15 protein-coding genes are annotated in these 13,976 nt (G+C 66.6%); 5 read left to right on the plus strand and 10 right to left on the minus strand.

Annotated features, from left to right (window positions below; all coding sequences use genetic code 11):
- Window positions 1–10: 10 nt before the first annotated feature.
- The 5 genes from pdeM to P0645_RS05570 all read left to right on the plus strand — a co-directional run bounded on the left by pdeM (window position 11) and on the right by P0645_RS05570 (window position 2,320).
- Window positions 11–658, plus strand: coding sequence for a ligase-associated DNA damage response endonuclease PdeM (gene pdeM, locus P0645_RS05550; RefSeq protein ID WP_284163583.1), 648 nt, complete (start codon window positions 11–13; stop codon window positions 656–658).
- Window positions 659–726: 68 nt separating this feature from the next.
- Window positions 727–1,041, plus strand: coding sequence for an ArsR/SmtB family transcription factor (locus tag P0645_RS05555; RefSeq protein ID WP_284163584.1), 315 nt, complete (start codon window positions 727–729; stop codon window positions 1,039–1,041).
- Complete coding sequence (locus P0645_RS05560; RefSeq protein WP_284163585.1) at window positions 1,038–1,502, plus strand: SRPBCC domain-containing protein; 465 nt, start codon at window positions 1,038–1,040, stop codon at window positions 1,500–1,502. Before P0645_RS05555 ends, P0645_RS05560 begins: the two co-directional genes overlap by 4 nt.
- Window positions 1,503–1,520: 18 nt before the next feature.
- On the plus strand, window positions 1,521–1,913 hold the full coding sequence (locus tag P0645_RS05565) for a VOC family protein (protein ID WP_284163586.1): 393 nt from the start codon (window positions 1,521–1,523) through the stop codon (window positions 1,911–1,913).
- A complete protein-coding gene (locus tag P0645_RS05570) occupies window positions 1,910–2,320 on the plus strand; it encodes a DUF1801 domain-containing protein (protein ID WP_284163587.1) in 411 nt (136 codons plus the stop codon). Before P0645_RS05565 ends, P0645_RS05570 begins: the two co-directional genes overlap by 4 nt.
- Before the next feature lie 73 nt (window positions 2,321–2,393).
- Here P0645_RS05570 and folD read toward each other — a convergent pair whose 3' ends face one another.
- The 10 genes from folD to tolA form a co-directional block, all read right to left on the minus strand.
- A complete protein-coding gene (gene folD / locus P0645_RS05575; RefSeq protein ID WP_284163588.1) occupies window positions 2,394–3,284 on the minus strand; it encodes a bifunctional methylenetetrahydrofolate dehydrogenase/methenyltetrahydrofolate cyclohydrolase FolD in 891 nt (296 codons plus the stop codon).
- Window positions 3,285–3,382: 98 nt separating this feature from the next.
- Window positions 3,383–5,059, minus strand: coding sequence for a formate--tetrahydrofolate ligase (locus tag P0645_RS05580; RefSeq protein ID WP_284163589.1), 1,677 nt, complete (start codon window positions 5,057–5,059; stop codon window positions 3,383–3,385).
- A 135-nt stretch (window positions 5,060–5,194) separates the two neighbouring features.
- Entirely contained in the window at window positions 5,195–5,800 is a 606-nt protein-coding gene (locus P0645_RS05585) for an MOSC domain-containing protein (RefSeq protein ID WP_284163590.1), read from the minus strand.
- 1 nt (window position 5,801) lies between these two features.
- Complete coding sequence (locus P0645_RS05590; RefSeq protein WP_284163591.1) at window positions 5,802–6,572, minus strand: methyltransferase domain-containing protein; 771 nt, start codon at window positions 6,570–6,572, stop codon at window positions 5,802–5,804.
- 15 nt (window positions 6,573–6,587) lie between these two features.
- Complete coding sequence (gene ftsH / locus P0645_RS05595; protein WP_284163592.1) at window positions 6,588–8,504, minus strand: ATP-dependent zinc metalloprotease FtsH; 1,917 nt, start codon at window positions 8,502–8,504, stop codon at window positions 6,588–6,590.
- Window positions 8,505–8,604: 100 nt separating this feature from the next.
- Entirely contained in the window at window positions 8,605–9,855 is a 1,251-nt protein-coding gene (tilS, locus tag P0645_RS05600) for a tRNA lysidine(34) synthetase TilS (protein WP_502854459.1), read from the minus strand.
- The gene (gene ybgF, locus P0645_RS05605) at window positions 9,852–10,655 is read right to left on the minus strand and encodes a tol-pal system protein YbgF (RefSeq protein WP_284163594.1); all 804 of its coding nucleotides are present in this window, start codon (window positions 10,653–10,655) and stop codon (window positions 9,852–9,854) included. The genes tilS and ybgF overlap by 4 nt, the downstream gene beginning before the upstream one ends.
- A 73-nt stretch (window positions 10,656–10,728) precedes the next feature.
- A complete protein-coding gene (gene pal, locus P0645_RS05610) occupies window positions 10,729–11,265 on the minus strand; it encodes a peptidoglycan-associated lipoprotein Pal (RefSeq protein ID WP_284163595.1) in 537 nt (178 codons plus the stop codon).
- A gap of 80 nt (window positions 11,266–11,345) precedes the next feature.
- On the minus strand, window positions 11,346–12,671 hold the full coding sequence (tolB, locus tag P0645_RS05615) for a Tol-Pal system beta propeller repeat protein TolB (RefSeq protein ID WP_284163596.1): 1,326 nt from the start codon (window positions 12,669–12,671) through the stop codon (window positions 11,346–11,348).
- 104 nt (window positions 12,672–12,775) lie between these two features.
- Window positions 12,776–13,975 carry a cell envelope integrity protein TolA gene (gene tolA / locus P0645_RS05620; RefSeq protein WP_284163597.1) on the minus strand — a complete coding sequence of 400 codons (1,200 nt, stop codon included), beginning with the start codon at window positions 13,973–13,975 and terminating at the stop codon, window positions 12,776–12,778.
- Between the last annotated feature and the right edge of the window lies 1 nt (window position 13,976).

Genomic DNA, 13,976 nt, shown 5'->3' on the forward strand with positions numbered 1-13,976 from the left:
AATGAAGGACATGGGCGGTTTCGATTTCGATCTTCAGGGCGCGCGGCTGACGGCGCTGCCTTCGGGCGCGCTTTACTGGGCGGCGGAGGCGATCGTGACCGTCTCTGACCTGCATCTTGGCCGCTCGGAACGTTACGCGCGGCGGGGTGGGGCATTGATCCCACCCTATGAGACGTCGGATACGCTCTCTCGGCTCGACGCCGACCTGGATCGCACCGGGGCGCGGACAGTGATCTGCCTCGGCGATTCCTTCGACGATCTGGCCGCCAGCGCGCTGCCCGAGGCGGATGCGCTTTGGCTGGCGCGGATGCAGGCAGGACGGCGCTGGGTCTGGATCGAGGGCAATCACGATCCGGGGCCGGTCGATCTGGGCGGCGCGCATCTGGCCGCGGTGACTATTGGCCCCCTGACGTTCCGCCATATCGCGCTGGACGGGGCGGCTGGCGAGATTTCGGGCCATTATCACCCGAAGGTCCGCCTGGCCGGCCAGGCGCGCCCGGCCTTCCTGACCGATGGCAACCGGGCGATCCTGCCGGCCTACGGCACCTATACCGGCGGCATGGAGGCGACCCACCCAGACCTGCGCGGACTGTTCGAAGCGGGGGCGCTGGCAATCCTGACCGGATCACGCTGCGTCCCCTGTCCCTTGTCCCGCTAACGCGCTGTCATGGATTGACCGGATCGAGGTTTTAATATAGTTATGTACTTATATAAGGAATTGACTCAATGGATTCGACCCTGCACGCTCTTGCCGATCCGACCCGCCGGGCCATCCTGGCGCAACTCGCGCGGGGCGAGGCGACCCCAACCGACCTTGCGCGCCCCTTCGCGATCAGCCAGCCGGCGATATCGCAGCATCTGAAGGTTCTGCAGGACGCGGGCCTGATTCTCCGGCGCATTGACGGCAACCGCCGCCCCTGCCGCCTCGCGCCCGATCGATTGGGCGAGATCGAGGACTGGCTCGGCCAGTTGCGGCGCACTTTCGAGGCCAATTATGCCCGCCTCGATATCCTCCTTGCAGAACTGGAGACCAAGGAATGAGCCTGACCGTCGATCTCGTCGGCGACACGCAAGTCGTCATCACCCGGCTGTTCCGCGCCCGACCCGAATTTGTCTGGCGCGCCCATACCGACGCCGTCCTCATTCCGAAATGGTGCACCGGACCCGATGGCTGGACCATGCCCGTCTGCCAATGCGACCCGCGCCCGGGCGGCAGCTTCCGCTACGAATGGACCAACGGCGAGATGGGATTTCATGCGACCGGCGAATTCATCAGCCTGACGCCCCATTCCCGCATCGAGCATGTCGAGCGGATGTTCCTGCCCGACCCGACGCCTGAAAACCATGTCGTGACGGTATTCACTCCTGTCGAGGCCGGTACCCGCATGGTCATGACAATGTCGCTTCCCGACGCGTCCACGCGCGAAGCGATGCTCGCGACCGGCATGGCCGACGGGATGGAAGACAGCTACGCCCGCATGGAAGGCCTGCTGGCCGCCTGACATCCCAGGGACAACGCCATGAAGATCGCCGTGTCCGTCGATGTCCCGAGCATTGAAGAAGGCCTGGCCTTCTTCGGCGACACTTTTTGCTTCCGCACCGTGGCCGAACCCTACACCGGCCTCGCGCTGATCGAGGCCGATGGCCAGCGCCTTCTGTTGACGGCACGGGCCGAGGGCAGCACGCCCCATCCCGACGCGACCGCCGGACGGACCTACCGGCGCCACTGGACGCCCGTGCACCTCGACTTCCATGTCGCCGATGTCGCCGCCACGCGCGACCGGGCGCTTGCCGCCGGGGCGCGGCTCGAGGCCTGGCACGAGCCGCCCGGCCGTCCGCCGGTCGCCTTCATGAGCGACCCGTTCGGCCATGGTTTCTGCCTGATCGGCGACCCAGCGCAGGCCGCGACATGACACCCGACATCCCGGCATACAACCAGCGTCAAGCACCCGAGCCCCGGGCGATCTGCGACCGCCTGGCGGCCGAGATTACCGCCGGACTGCCCGAGGCCCAGGCGAAGGTCTGGCATGGCGGGCCGGTCTGGTTCCTGAACGGCAATCCGGTGGCGGGCTATTGGGTGCGCAAGGCCCATGTCCAGCTTCTGTTCTGGAGCGGCCAGTCCTTCGGCGAAACCTCGCTGCGCCCCGAAGGCAAATTCAAGGCGGCTGAAGCGCGACTGACCGATGTCGCGCAGATCGATCGCGCGGCCCTCGTCTGCTGGTTTGAGAAGGCGCGCGCCATCCAGTGGGATTACAAGAACCTCATCAAACGGCGCGGCGTCCTGGAATGGCTGGCTCGACCGGATGAGCCGATTTCTTGAAAAGAAATCGGACCGGAACCTTTGAAAGGTTCCGGCCGGATTTCGTATCGAAATCCGGCACGCGCAGCAAGGATCAGGCGGTCAGACCCTTCGGTTCCGCCAAACCATGCGCCCGACAGGCGGCCGTCAGCGTATTGGCCAGAAGGCAGGCGATGGTCATCGGGCCGACGCCGCCCGGAACCGGGGTGATGGCGCCCGCGACGGCGGCGCAGCTTTCGTAATGGGCATCGCCCACCAGCCTGGCCTTGCCATCACGCTCGATACGGTTGATGCCGACGTCGATCACCGTCGCGCCCGGCTTCACATAGTCGCCCGTGATCATCTCGGGGCGACCGACGGCAGCCACCAGAATGTCGGCCTGACGGCAGACGGCCGGAAGGTCCTTGGTCTTCGAATGCGCGATCGTCACCGTGCAGCTGTCGCCCAGCAGCAGCTGCGCCATCGGCTTGCCGACGATGTTCGACCGACCCACGACAACCGCATTCATGCCCGCCAGCGATCCGTGATGGTCGCGCAGCATCATCAGGCAGCCAAGCGGCGTGCAGGGCACCATCGACTTCTGACCGGTGCCCAGAAGGCCGACGTTCGAAATATGAAAGCCGTCGACATCCTTGGCCGGATCGATCGAGTTGATCACGAGGTCCGAATTCAGATGAGAAGGCAGCGGCAACTGCACGAGAATGCCGTGAACTTTCGCATCCGCGTTCAGCGACTTGATCAGCGCGAGAAGATCGGTCTCGGACGTGTCGGCGGGCAGCTTGTGTTCGAAAGAGTTCATGCCGACCTCGACGGTCATCTTGCCTTTCGACGAGACATAGACCTGAGAAGCCGGATCCTCGCCCACCAGCACCACCGCCAAGCCCGGGGTCAGGCCGCTCTCCGCCTTCAGCCGCGCCACATGGTCTGCCACCTGGCCCCGTACCTTCGCCGCGAAGGCCTTGCCGTCGATCACCTTAGCCGTCATCTCGTTCCTCTTTCCTGCTCCCGGGGCCTCGGGATGAAACAGGCGCCCACCAGAGATGATCCTGGGGGCGCCTGAGGGTTATTCCATGTCAGAGAGGCTCAGAACAGCCCCTCGACGTTTCCTTCCGCGTTCAGCCTGATCACCTCGGCCGACGGTACCTTGGGCAGGCCCGGCATCGTCATGATCTCGCCGCAGATCACCACGATGAAGCCGGCGCCCGCCGACAGGCGCACCTCGCGGACCGGCACCGAATGGCCCGTGGGCGCGCCACGGCGGTTCGGATCGGTGGTGAAGCTGTACTGGGTCTTGGCCATGCAGACCGGGAAATGGCCGTAGCCCGCCTCTTCCCAGGCCTTCAGCTGGTCGCGGATCGACTTGTCGGCCAGAACCTCGTCAGCGTGATAGATGCGCTTGGCGACGGTCTCGATCTTCTGAAAGAGGCTCATCTCGTCGGGATAGAGCGGGGCGAAATTGGCCGATCCGCTTTCGGCGAGGCTCACGACCTTCTTCGCCAGGTCCTCGATGCCCGCCGAGCCGTTCGCCCAGTGCTTGCACAGGATCGCCTCGGCGCCCTGTTCGGCGACATAGGCCTTGACCGCTTCCACTTCCGCATCGGTGTCGGAATAGAAATGGTTGATCGCCACCACGACCGGCACGCCGAACGATTTCACGTTGGCGATATGGCGGCCGAGGTTCGGGCAGCCTTTCCTGACCGCATCGACATTCTCGGCGCCCAGATCGGCCTTGGCGACGCCGCCGTTCATCTTCATCGCGCGCACGGTCGCGACGATGACTGCGGCCGAGGGCTTCAGCCCCGCCTTGCGACACTTGATGTCGAAGAACTTTTCCGCACCGAGGTCGGCCCCGAAGCCCGCTTCGGTCACGACATATTCCCCCAGCTTCAGCGCGGTCTTGGTCGCGATGACCGAATTGCAGCCGTGCGCAATGTTGGCGAACGGGCCGCCATGGACGAAGGCGGGGTTGTTTTCCAGCGTCTGCACCAGGTTCGGCTGCATCGCATCCTTCAGCAAAACGGTCATGGCGCCGTCGGCCTTCACGTCGCGGGCATAGACCGGCTTCTTGGCGCGGGTATAGCCGATGACGATGTCGCCCAGACGTTTCTGCAGGTCTTCTAGGTCTTTCGAGAGACAGAGGATCGCCATCACTTCCGAGGCGACCGTGATGTCGAAGCCGGTCTGGCGCGGGAAGCCGTTCGCGACACCGCCCAGCGACACGACGATGTCACGCAGCGCGCGGTCGTTCATGTCCATCACCCGGCGCCACGACACGCGGCGCTCGTCGATGTCAAGCTCGTTGCCCCAGTAGATATGGTTGTCGATCATCGCCGAGAGCAGGTTGTGCGCCGAGGTGATCGCGTGGAAATCGCCGGTGAAATGAAGGTTCATCTCCTCCATCGGCACGACCTGCGCGTAACCGCCGCCAGCCGCACCACCCTTCATGCCGAAGTTCGGCCCGAGCGAGGCTTCGCGGATGCAGATCACCGCCTTCTTGCCGATGCGGTTCAGACCGTCGCCAAGGCCCACGGTGGTCGTGGTCTTGCCCTCGCCCGCGGGCGTCGGGTTGATCGCGGTCACCAGGATCAGCTTGCCGTCCTGTCTGCCTTCCAGCGAGCGGATGAACTCCTGGCTGACCTTGGCCTTGTCGTGACCATAGGGCAGAAGATGCTCCGCCGGGATGGCCAGCTTGGCACCGATCTCCATGATCGGTTTCTTCTTCGCCTCGCGGGCAATCTCGATATCGGTCTTGAAACCCATGGATCTCTCCTCTGATCACGGCGGCGGGCGCATTCCGGGGCACCGGCCTTTGCGAAAGGTTCTAGCCCCGGCACACGATGGGATACGGACGATTTCCGACATTTTCCAGTCGGGAATCGCCAAGGGGCTGTTTCTCTATCCGGCCGCCACCGCGGCCGTCTCCGGCGCCCAGGCCCGCTGGTCGGGAATATGCAGGCGCAGCCGGTCACCGACCTTCAATATCCCCTCGCGTTCCACCCAGGCGGTCACGCCGCGCCGCCCCTCCGCCGCCGGTTTGAAGGCCTTGCCATGGCCTGGCCGGGCAGCCTCGATCGTGCGGGCGGGGAACTGGCAGGGGCGGTTCTGCATGTCGATGACTAAAGTCGCGCCGCTTTCCGCCTGCAGGCGTGCGGAGGGCGGCAGGTGGCTGAAATCGGCGATGCCCGACACGACGACCGATGCCCCGACCCAGGCCGGGTCGATCGCCTCAAGCCCCAGCTCACGGGCAATCAGCGCCAGTTCCTCGGCGGAGACCAGCGACAGTTGCCGCGTATTCCGGATCTCGGTGCCGACTGGATGCTGGCTCTTCACCCGGCTGCAGGAGGGCCGCGTCAGGCCCGCATGGCAATCGCCCGCCTCGCCCGCGAAGGTCAGAGCCATCTCGCCCAGCGCCAGGCTTTCCAGTTCCGGCCGGTCGCGATGCGCCATGCGACCAAGCCAGGTGACGGTGCCGACATGGTCGGTGGGGATGAGCGCGGGCATTCTACCTCGTGACGATCAGGAACAGGCGGCGGAAGGGGAAAAGGACAGAGCCGTCCGCCTCGGCCGGATAGGCGGATGCGAGCGCCGCCTCGTAGCGGGCAAGGAATTCACGGGCCTCGCTCTCTTCCATCTTCTCAAAGAAAGGCCGCATCGCGGTGGATTCGGTGAAGCGGCGCACCGGATGGCCGTCCTTCGACGGCGCAAGGCGCTGCACATAGTCGGTCTCCCAGACATTCACCTCGCCCAGCGGCGACAGCGTCCTTGCGTATTCGACCGGCGGCGCGACCGGCGCTTGCCAGCCGGACAGGTCGAAGCGACCCGGGAACATGTCGGCGGCGAAATCCCTCAGAAATCGGTGCGACGGCGCGCCATACTGGCGCGGCATCTGCACGGCAAGCGAGCCCCCGGGCGCCAGGAAGCCCGCAAATCGGGGCAGAAGCGCGCCGTGATCGGGCAGCCAGTGCAGCGCCGCATTGGAAAAGATCAGCGCGGGCGGCTGATCGGGCGACCAGTCGCCCGCGTCCGCCTCTTCCAGCCGCGCGTAAATCCCCCGCTCGGCCGCCTTGGCCAGCATCGCGGGCGACGCGTCGATGCCAAGCAACTGAAGCCCCGGCCAGCGCCGCGCCAGTTCCGGCCCGACGACCCCGTCGCCACAGCCGAGATCGACAATCGCCCCCGCAGGCAGGTCCGGCACCCGGTCCATGAGATCGAGCGCCGGGCGCAGCCTCAGGTCACGGAAGCGGGCATAGGCGTCGGGGTTCCAGTCCGCCATCGCCCGCCCCTCCGATCAGGCCGACGGCTCGGGTTCCAGCCCGCCCGCCTTCGGCGCCTTGGGACGGCCGGCCTTGGGCACCATCGTGACGGGAGGCGCTTCGCCGCCGCCATCGCCCTCGTCGCCGCCCAAGGGCTGCCCGGCCACCACCTTGCGGATCTCGTCGCCGGTCAGCGTCTCATATTCCAGCAGCCCCTTCGCCAGCCGCTCGAACGCCTCGGACTTGGCCAGAAGGATCTTGCGCGCGCTGTCGTAACCTTCCTCGATCAGGCGTTTCACCTCGCCCTCGATCAGCTCCTTGGTCTTGGCGGAGATGGAGAAGCCCGGCGTCTGGCCCTGATAGCCTTCATGCGCCTCCGCATAGTCGATATTGCCGACCTTGTCGGACATGCCCCAGCGCATCACCATCGCCCGCGCAATCGCCGAGGCCTGCTGGATATCGCCCGCCGGGCCGTTCGACACCCGCTCTTCGCCCCATTTGATGATCTCGGCCGCCTTGCCCGCCATCGTCATGGCGATCTTCTGCTTGGCCTCGTCCTTGTGATAGTTCAGCCGGTCCATCTCGGGCAGGCTGACGACCATGCCAAGCGCCTGGCCGCGCGGAATGATCGTCGCCTTGTAGACCGGATCGCAGAGCGGCAGTTCCATGCCGACGATGGCGTGACCCGCCTCGTGATAGGCGGTCATTTCCTTCTGCTCGGGTGTCAGCACCATCGACCGGCGCTCGACCCCCATCATCACCTTGTCCTTGGCATTCTCGAAATCGTCCATCGTCACGAACCGGCGGCCAACGCGCGCGGCCATCAGCGCCGCCTCGTTCACGAGGTTGGCGAGGTCGGCGCCGGAGAAGCCAGGCGAACCACGCGCGATCAGGCGCAGGTCGACATCGGGGCCCAGCGGCACCTTGCGGGCGTGAACGGTGAGGATCTTCTCCCGCCCCTTGATGTCGGGGTTCGGCACATGGATCTGGCGGTCGAAGCGGCCGGGGCGCAGAAGCGCGGGGTCCAGCACATCCTTGCGGTTCGTCGCCGCGACGATGATGATCCCCTCGTTCGCCTCGAACCCGTCCATCTCGACCAGAAGCTGGTTCAGCGTCTGCTCGCGTTCGTCATTGCCGCCGCCGATGCCCACGCCGCGCGACCGGCCGACCGCGTCGATCTCGTCGATGAAGACGATGCAGGGCGCGTTCTTCTTGGCCTGTTCGAACATGTCGCGCACGCGGCTCGCGCCGACGCCCACGAACATCTCGACGAAGTCGGACCCAGAGATAGTGAAGAACGGCACGCCCGCCTCGCCCGCGATGGCGCGCGCCAGAAGCGTCTTGCCGGTACCGGGCGGACCCACAAGCAGCGCGCCCTTCGGAATCTTGCCGCCGAGGCGCGAGAATTTCTGCGGATTGCGCAGGAACTCGACGATCTCCTCAAGTTCCTCCTTCGCTTCGTCGATGCCCGCGACATCATCGAAGGTCACGCGCCCCTGCTTTTCGGTCAGAAGCTTCGCGCGCGACTTGCCAAAGCCCATGGCCCCGCCCTTGCCGCCGCCTTGCATGCGGTTCATGAAAAACACCCAGACGCCAATCAGCACGATGAACGGCAGCCAGACGCCAAACAGCGACATGAAGCCCGACTGGCTTTGCTTTTCGGCGACGACATCGACGTTCTTGCCAATCAGCCGATCGACAAGCTGGTTGTTCAGCTCCTCGCCCTCGGGCTTGATCGTCACCCACTGGCTGCCGTCGCCGGTCTTCACGATCAGCTGCTCGCCGTCGATCGTCACGCTCTTCACATCGCCCGCATCGACCTTCGCGATGAAGTCCGAATAGGACAGGGTCCGCGCGCTGAGCGTCGCCTGATTGCCGCTGAACAGATTGAACAGCGCCAGGATCAGGACGAACAGCACGACCCAAAAGGCGATATTTCTCGCGTTGCCCAAGGAAGCCTCCAGTTATCTTCTCGCGCGGGGCCGGGTCGGCCGGAGCATCCCGGGGGCCGCCGCGCAGTTCCTGACTAAAATAGAGATTAGCGTGCCGGGTTCAATGCACGATTAAGCCATGAACGAGGCTTGTCTTGTCATAAAGGCACTCTACCGCCCATCCTTCGGCCCGTCCTGCCAGCGGCGCGGCGATCAGCCGACCGTTTTGCCAGACCGCCGGTGACGCCAGAAGCGACGGCCGCGGCGAGCCCGTCGCCCGCCAGTCGGGGCATTCGGCGAGCCCCGCCTCGCCCAAAGCGCGAACCTCCTGCCCCGGCTCGGCCGGCCCGGTCACGCGCCAGCGCCCATCCCAGACCCTTCCGATCTGCGCCGTCACGCCCAAGACCGCCGCTGGCTCACGGGTGATGTGTAGCGTGCCCTTGCGCGGCAGGATGATGCACCCCGACAGCGTCGCCCGGGTCCCCGACAGCGCCTTGGCCAGAACCGCCTTCAGCGCGTCGAAGCGCGGGCGGTAGTCAGTTCCCGAGACCAGCATCAGCGCCTGCGCAAACAGCCGGTATCGCAACTCTTCCGCCGCGCCGCCCATTTCGTCGCGGGCAAGGATCACATCCCCGGCCTCGACCCTCGCCGCTTGCCTCGCCAGCGCCGCCGCCGCCTCGGCCAGCGCCGCCCGCGCCATCGCCATCCGCTCTGCCGTGTCCACAAGACCCTCGACGGATAGGCCAAGCGGCGCGAGCGCGCCAAGCGCAGCGCGCGCCTTCACCCGGTCATAGCTCGCATCCTCGTTCGTCGGATCCTCGATCCAGCTCACCCCGCGCGCGGCAAGAAAGGCGCGCAGCGCCGCCCGCCGCGCCGTCAGAAGCGGCCTGACCCAACGCCGTCCCAGATGGTCGCGGCTGTCCGCCATGCCCGACAACCCGTCCACCCCCGATCCACGCGCCAGCCGCATCAGAACCGTCTCGGCCTGATCGTCTGCCGTATGGCCAAGCGCGACAGTCCCGATCCCTTCCTCCTTCGCCCACTCCGCGATCAGCCCATAGCGCGCCCGCCTTGCGCGGTCGGACAGGTTTCCGCCCTCCGGTCCGCCTTCCCAGCGCAACGTCCGGTGCGGCAGGCCAAGTGCCCTGGCCGCCGCGGCCACGCCCGCTGCCTCCGCCGCCGCCTCGGGTCGCAAGCCATGGTCGACCGTGATCACCGTAAGATCCGGGCCGCACTCCCGCCGCCAGTCGTTCAGCAGATGCAGCAGCGCCACGGAATCCCCGCCCCCCGAAACGGCGACGCCCAGCCGCGCGGGCGGGCTGGGCGTGAAGAAGGTCCGGACAAGGGTCGCGAGGTCCGCTTGATCCGTCACTGGCATCCGAGCGACTGCATGGTGGACCGCGCCTCGCCCGCTTCGGGCGCCTGCGGGAACCGCGCGGGCACTTCGTTCAAGGTGACGCAGGCATCCTGCGTCTGGCCAAGCAGGCCAAGCGCCGCCCCGAGCCGCAGAAGCGAGGCGGGCGCACGCGGCCCCGCCGGATCGCCGGAGAAGGAGGCGAGATAGGCCCGCGCCGATCCCGCCGCGTCACCAGTATGTCCAAGCGCCTCGCCCTGCAGGAACTGCGCCTCGCCGGTCAGGGGGCCGCCCGGATAATTCGCCACGAACTGCGCAAAGCCAAGCGAGGCGCCGGGATAATCGCCCGCATCGAGCTTGGCCTTGGCCGCGTCGAAATCGGCCTGCTCGTTCATCGCAAGTTCAACCTTGGGCGCGTCAAGCGTTGCCGTGGGGGCGGTCGTAGCTCCGCCCGTCGCGGGCACCGCGCCAGCCGCATCGCCGCCGATCGTCGCCGTGATCGGCAGGTTCGCCGGATCGCAGCCCTCTTCCAGCTCGCAGATCCGAAACTCCAGATCGCCGACCCGGTTGGTGCCGTCGGCCACCACCTTCTCGACCCTCAGCTGCAACTGCTCGGTCGCCGCCGTCAGCCGCGACAGCTCCGCCTCCATCGCATTCATCCGGTCAAGCGCGCCCGGGCCGCCCGCGGCCTGAATCGCCGCCTGCCCGCCCGCGACAAGCTCGGACCGCAAGGCCTGCAACTGGCCCGCCAGCACCTGCAATTCGGCGCGCATCTGGGCAAGGCTCTCGGCCTTGTCCTGCGCCGCCGCACTGCTCATGGCCCCTCCGGCGGCCAGAAGGGCCGCCGAAAGAAACGATCCTGCGAGAAAGGCTCTCAGTGCCACGATCGCCTCAGACCCCTGCGCCCGCGCCGATCACCGTGACCGAGCGGCGGTTCTGGGCAAAGCAGCTTTCCTCCGAACAGACCGCAAGCGGGCGTTCCTTGCCGTAGGAGACGGTCTTCAACCGGGCCCCGGCCACGCCCTGCGCGATCAGGTACTGTTGCACGGCGCTGGCGCGGCGGGCGCCGAGGGCGAGGTTGTAGTCCCGCGTGCCCTGTTCGTCGGCATGGCCCTCGATGATCGCGGTCGCGGCGGGGTGCGAGTTCAGCCACTGCGCCTGCGCGGTCAGCGTCGCCTGCGCCTCGGGCGTCAGCACCGACTGGTCGACGGCGAAACGCACGGTATCGCCGATCCGCTGGTTGAAATAAGCCACGGAATTCGGGTCGTTCGGATCGCCGAGCGCGCCCGAGGTGATGCCGCCCGCACCGCCAAGGCCGCCCGCGCCACCGGCGCCGGCACCGCCCGCGCCAAAGCCGCGCTGGGGATTGTTACAAGCGGCCAGCGCCAGCGCGCCGACCATCAGGATCGTCAGGGAAAGTTTGTTCATCTGCTCCGCCTCTTTTTTTCTGCCCGAAGGTTGCCTTCAATCTATCATCCCGTTTGACGCTTGGAAACGCCCCTTCCGCCTCACGGCAGAAGCGGCGACCAGGCCGGGTCGGACGCCGCGCCGACGGTCGGCACCTGCCTGAGCGCCCGGCCCGAGATATCGACCGAATAAAGCTGCGCCGAGCCTGCCGCGCCGGGGCTTTCGCGGGTGAACATGATCACCCGCCCGTTCGGTGCCCAGGTCGGGCCTTCGTCGAGGTAGGAGGCGGTCAGAAGCCGTTCCTCGCTGCCATCGGTGCGCATGACGCCGATATGGAACCGCCCGCCGTTTTGCTTGGTGAAGGCCACGAGATCGCCGCGCGGCGACCAGACCGGCGTCGAATAGCGCCCCTCGCCCGACGATACCCGCACCGGCTCGCCGCCCGAGACCGGCATGATATAGATCTGCTGGTTGCCCGACCGGTCGCTTTCAAAGGCGATCTGGCTGCCGTCGGGGCTGAAGGACGGCGCCGTCTCGATCGAGGGCGCATTCGTCAGCTGCGTCGTCTGGCCCGAGGACAGGGACATCGCGTACAGGTCTGTATTGCCGTCATTTTCCAGCGAGAAGACCACCGTATCGCCATCGGGCGAGAAGCGCGGCGCGAAGGTCATGTTGCCCTGCAGATCGGCGATGGCGCGCGCTTGCAGCGTGGCGAGGTCCATCAGCTTGATCCGGGGGAAGCCGCTATCGAACGACGTATAGAGAATCCGGTCCCCCGCGGCCGAGAAGCGCGGCGCCAGCACAATCGCGGAGGCATCGGTCAGATACTGCACATTCGCCCCGTCATAATCCATGATGGCGAGCTGCTTCTGCCGCGCATCCTTCGGTCCGCTCTCGGAAACGAACACCACCCTGCTGTCGAAATAGGGGCCCTCGCCGGTGATCTCGTGATAGACCGCATCGGCGATCTTGTGCGCGATCCGGCGCCAGTCACCCTGCCCGCCGCCGAACTGGAAACCGTCATTGTAGGCTTCGCCCGCGAAAACGTCGTGGAGGCGGAATTTCACATTGATCCGCCCGTCGCCGCCCACCGCGACCGCGCCCGAAATCAGCACCTGCGCATTGATCGCCTTCCAGTCGGCAAAGGCGACCGGCGCGTCGAAGCTGGTAACCTGGCTGATGTAGGCGCCAGTCGGAATGTCCTTCAACAGGCCAGTACCGGTCAGATCGGCGCGGATCACGTCGGTGATTGCCTGTGCGACATCGGCCGCGCCGCCCTCGTCAACGAAGGTCGGCAGCGCATAAGGCAAGGGCTCGATCACCGGATTGTCGAAAACGATCCGGGGGCGATCCTGAGCCTGCGCGGAACCCGGAGGCACGAGCGCGGCAAACAGCAGAAGACCTGCCACGAAAACCCTGTTCAACATCTGCCTTCCCTCAAACATACTCGTCCCTACTGTGCATATCATCCGCCGACAGGCGATGGTCAATTTCGCGGTTTCTTCCCCGCAACGCGACGCTGCATACCGCATCACCGGATTCCCTTGGTGTTTTCGAAGACCATCTCGATCTCCTTCCAGGTTTCATACTTGCCCTCTGGCATCGGATAGCCGTCGGCCCCGCACCGCAGGATCGCGCGCCGGGCGGCCTGAAACGCCGTCTGTACCGCCGCATCGCTGCCCTCCGAACCCAGAAGCTCGACGCTTGCCGGTTTGGTATCTTGCGAAAATTTCACCAGAACGGTCACGACCGCGCGGGTCGCGTCGGTCGAAACCGCCCCGAGGCTCCAGCATTTGTTCACATCCACCTTGATGGCCTCCAGCTCCCCGCTCGTGAGAGGCGGCCCCCGTTCGGCGGCGCCCGTCCCCGGCGCAGGCTCCTCGGAGGCCTCGCCCGACAAAGCCTCGCCCAGTGCCGCCGCGACCGCATCGTCAGCATTCACGCTCGGCGCCTCGGCCGGCACCTCGGCAGGCGCCTCGGGCGGGGCCTCCGCCGTCTCGACCGGCGCAGGCTTCGGTTCCTCTGGCTTCCTCTCGGGCTTCTTCTGCGGTCGCGGCGAGGTCGCGGGCGCGGCGGTTTCCGGCTCCTTGTCCTTGTTCTCCTCGGTCAGAAGCACTTCGCCCGTGTCCCTGGGCGCGGCCTCCTCGGTCGGAGGCTCGGGCGTCATGTCCGGCGCGGGTTCGGCCGTCGTCGCCTCGGTCACCGTGTCCGAGGTCGTGGTCTCGGGCGGGCTGTCGGGCGAGGGGTCGGGCGCCACGATCTCGGCCGCCTTGGGTTGCGGCTTGTCGGTCGGCTGATCGGGGATCTGCGACAGGCTGTCGGGCGTAGGCGCCGTGGTTTCCTCGGGCGGCGCATCGGTCACCTCGGCCTCGACCACCTGCGTCTCCTCGACATCCGGCGGCTGTTCCGGCTCGGGCTGGGTGACCTCGGGCGCGGGCTGCGGCTCGGGCTTGGTCTCGGGCTTCGGCCTCGCCGGCGGCGCGACGCTCGCCTCGGGCGCCGACGGCTGGGGCGGGCTCTCTTCGGCCGCCGTGGGCTTGCGGCCCTCAAGTTCGGCAAATTCCGCCGATGACATCAGCGAGACATTGGTGGCAATCGGCGCGGGCGCCGGTTCCGGCGTGAAGAAGATGCCGCCCAGCAACGCCCAGAGGATCAGCGCCAGATGCGCGCCCCCCGAGACGTAAAGACCGATGCGCATCGCCCGGTCCTCTGGAAGCCATCTCTCCAGCATC

The organism is Frigidibacter sp. SD6-1, from assembly GCF_030143255.1.
GTDB lineage: Bacteria > Pseudomonadota > Alphaproteobacteria > Rhodobacterales > Rhodobacteraceae > TMP-24.

Bases quoted from the DNA above. Each gene is read 5' to 3' on its own strand.
- pdeM (WP_284163583.1), top strand. From the start codon at position 11: ATGGGCGGTTTCGATTTCGATCTTCAGGGCGCGCGGCTGACGGCGCTG.
- P0645_RS05555 (WP_284163584.1), top strand. From the start codon at position 727: ATGGATTCGACCCTGCACGCTCTTGCCGATCCGACCCGCCGGGCCATC.
- P0645_RS05560 (WP_284163585.1), top strand. From the start codon at position 1,038: ATGAGCCTGACCGTCGATCTCGTCGGCGACACGCAAGTCGTCATCACC.
- P0645_RS05565 (WP_284163586.1), top strand. From the start codon at position 1,521: ATGAAGATCGCCGTGTCCGTCGATGTCCCGAGCATTGAAGAAGGCCTG.
- P0645_RS05570 (WP_284163587.1), top strand. From the start codon at position 1,910: ATGACACCCGACATCCCGGCATACAACCAGCGTCAAGCACCCGAGCCC.
- folD (WP_284163588.1), bottom strand. From the start codon at position 3,284: ATGACGGCTAAGGTGATCGACGGCAAGGCCTTCGCGGCGAAGGTACGG.
- P0645_RS05580 (WP_284163589.1), bottom strand. From the start codon at position 5,059: ATGGGTTTCAAGACCGATATCGAGATTGCCCGCGAGGCGAAGAAGAAA.
- P0645_RS05585 (WP_284163590.1), bottom strand. From the start codon at position 5,800: ATGCCCGCGCTCATCCCCACCGACCATGTCGGCACCGTCACCTGGCTT.
- P0645_RS05590 (WP_284163591.1), bottom strand. From the start codon at position 6,572: ATGGCGGACTGGAACCCCGACGCCTATGCCCGCTTCCGTGACCTGAGG.
- ybgF (WP_284163594.1), bottom strand. From the start codon at position 10,655: ATGAGCAGTGCGGCGGCGCAGGACAAGGCCGAGAGCCTTGCCCAGATG.
- pal (WP_284163595.1), bottom strand. From the start codon at position 11,265: ATGAACAAACTTTCCCTGACGATCCTGATGGTCGGCGCGCTGGCGCTG.
- tolB (WP_284163596.1), bottom strand. From the start codon at position 12,671: ATGTTGAACAGGGTTTTCGTGGCAGGTCTTCTGCTGTTTGCCGCGCTC.
- tolA (WP_284163597.1), bottom strand. From the start codon at position 13,975: ATGCTGGAGAGATGGCTTCCAGAGGACCGGGCGATGCGCATCGGTCTT.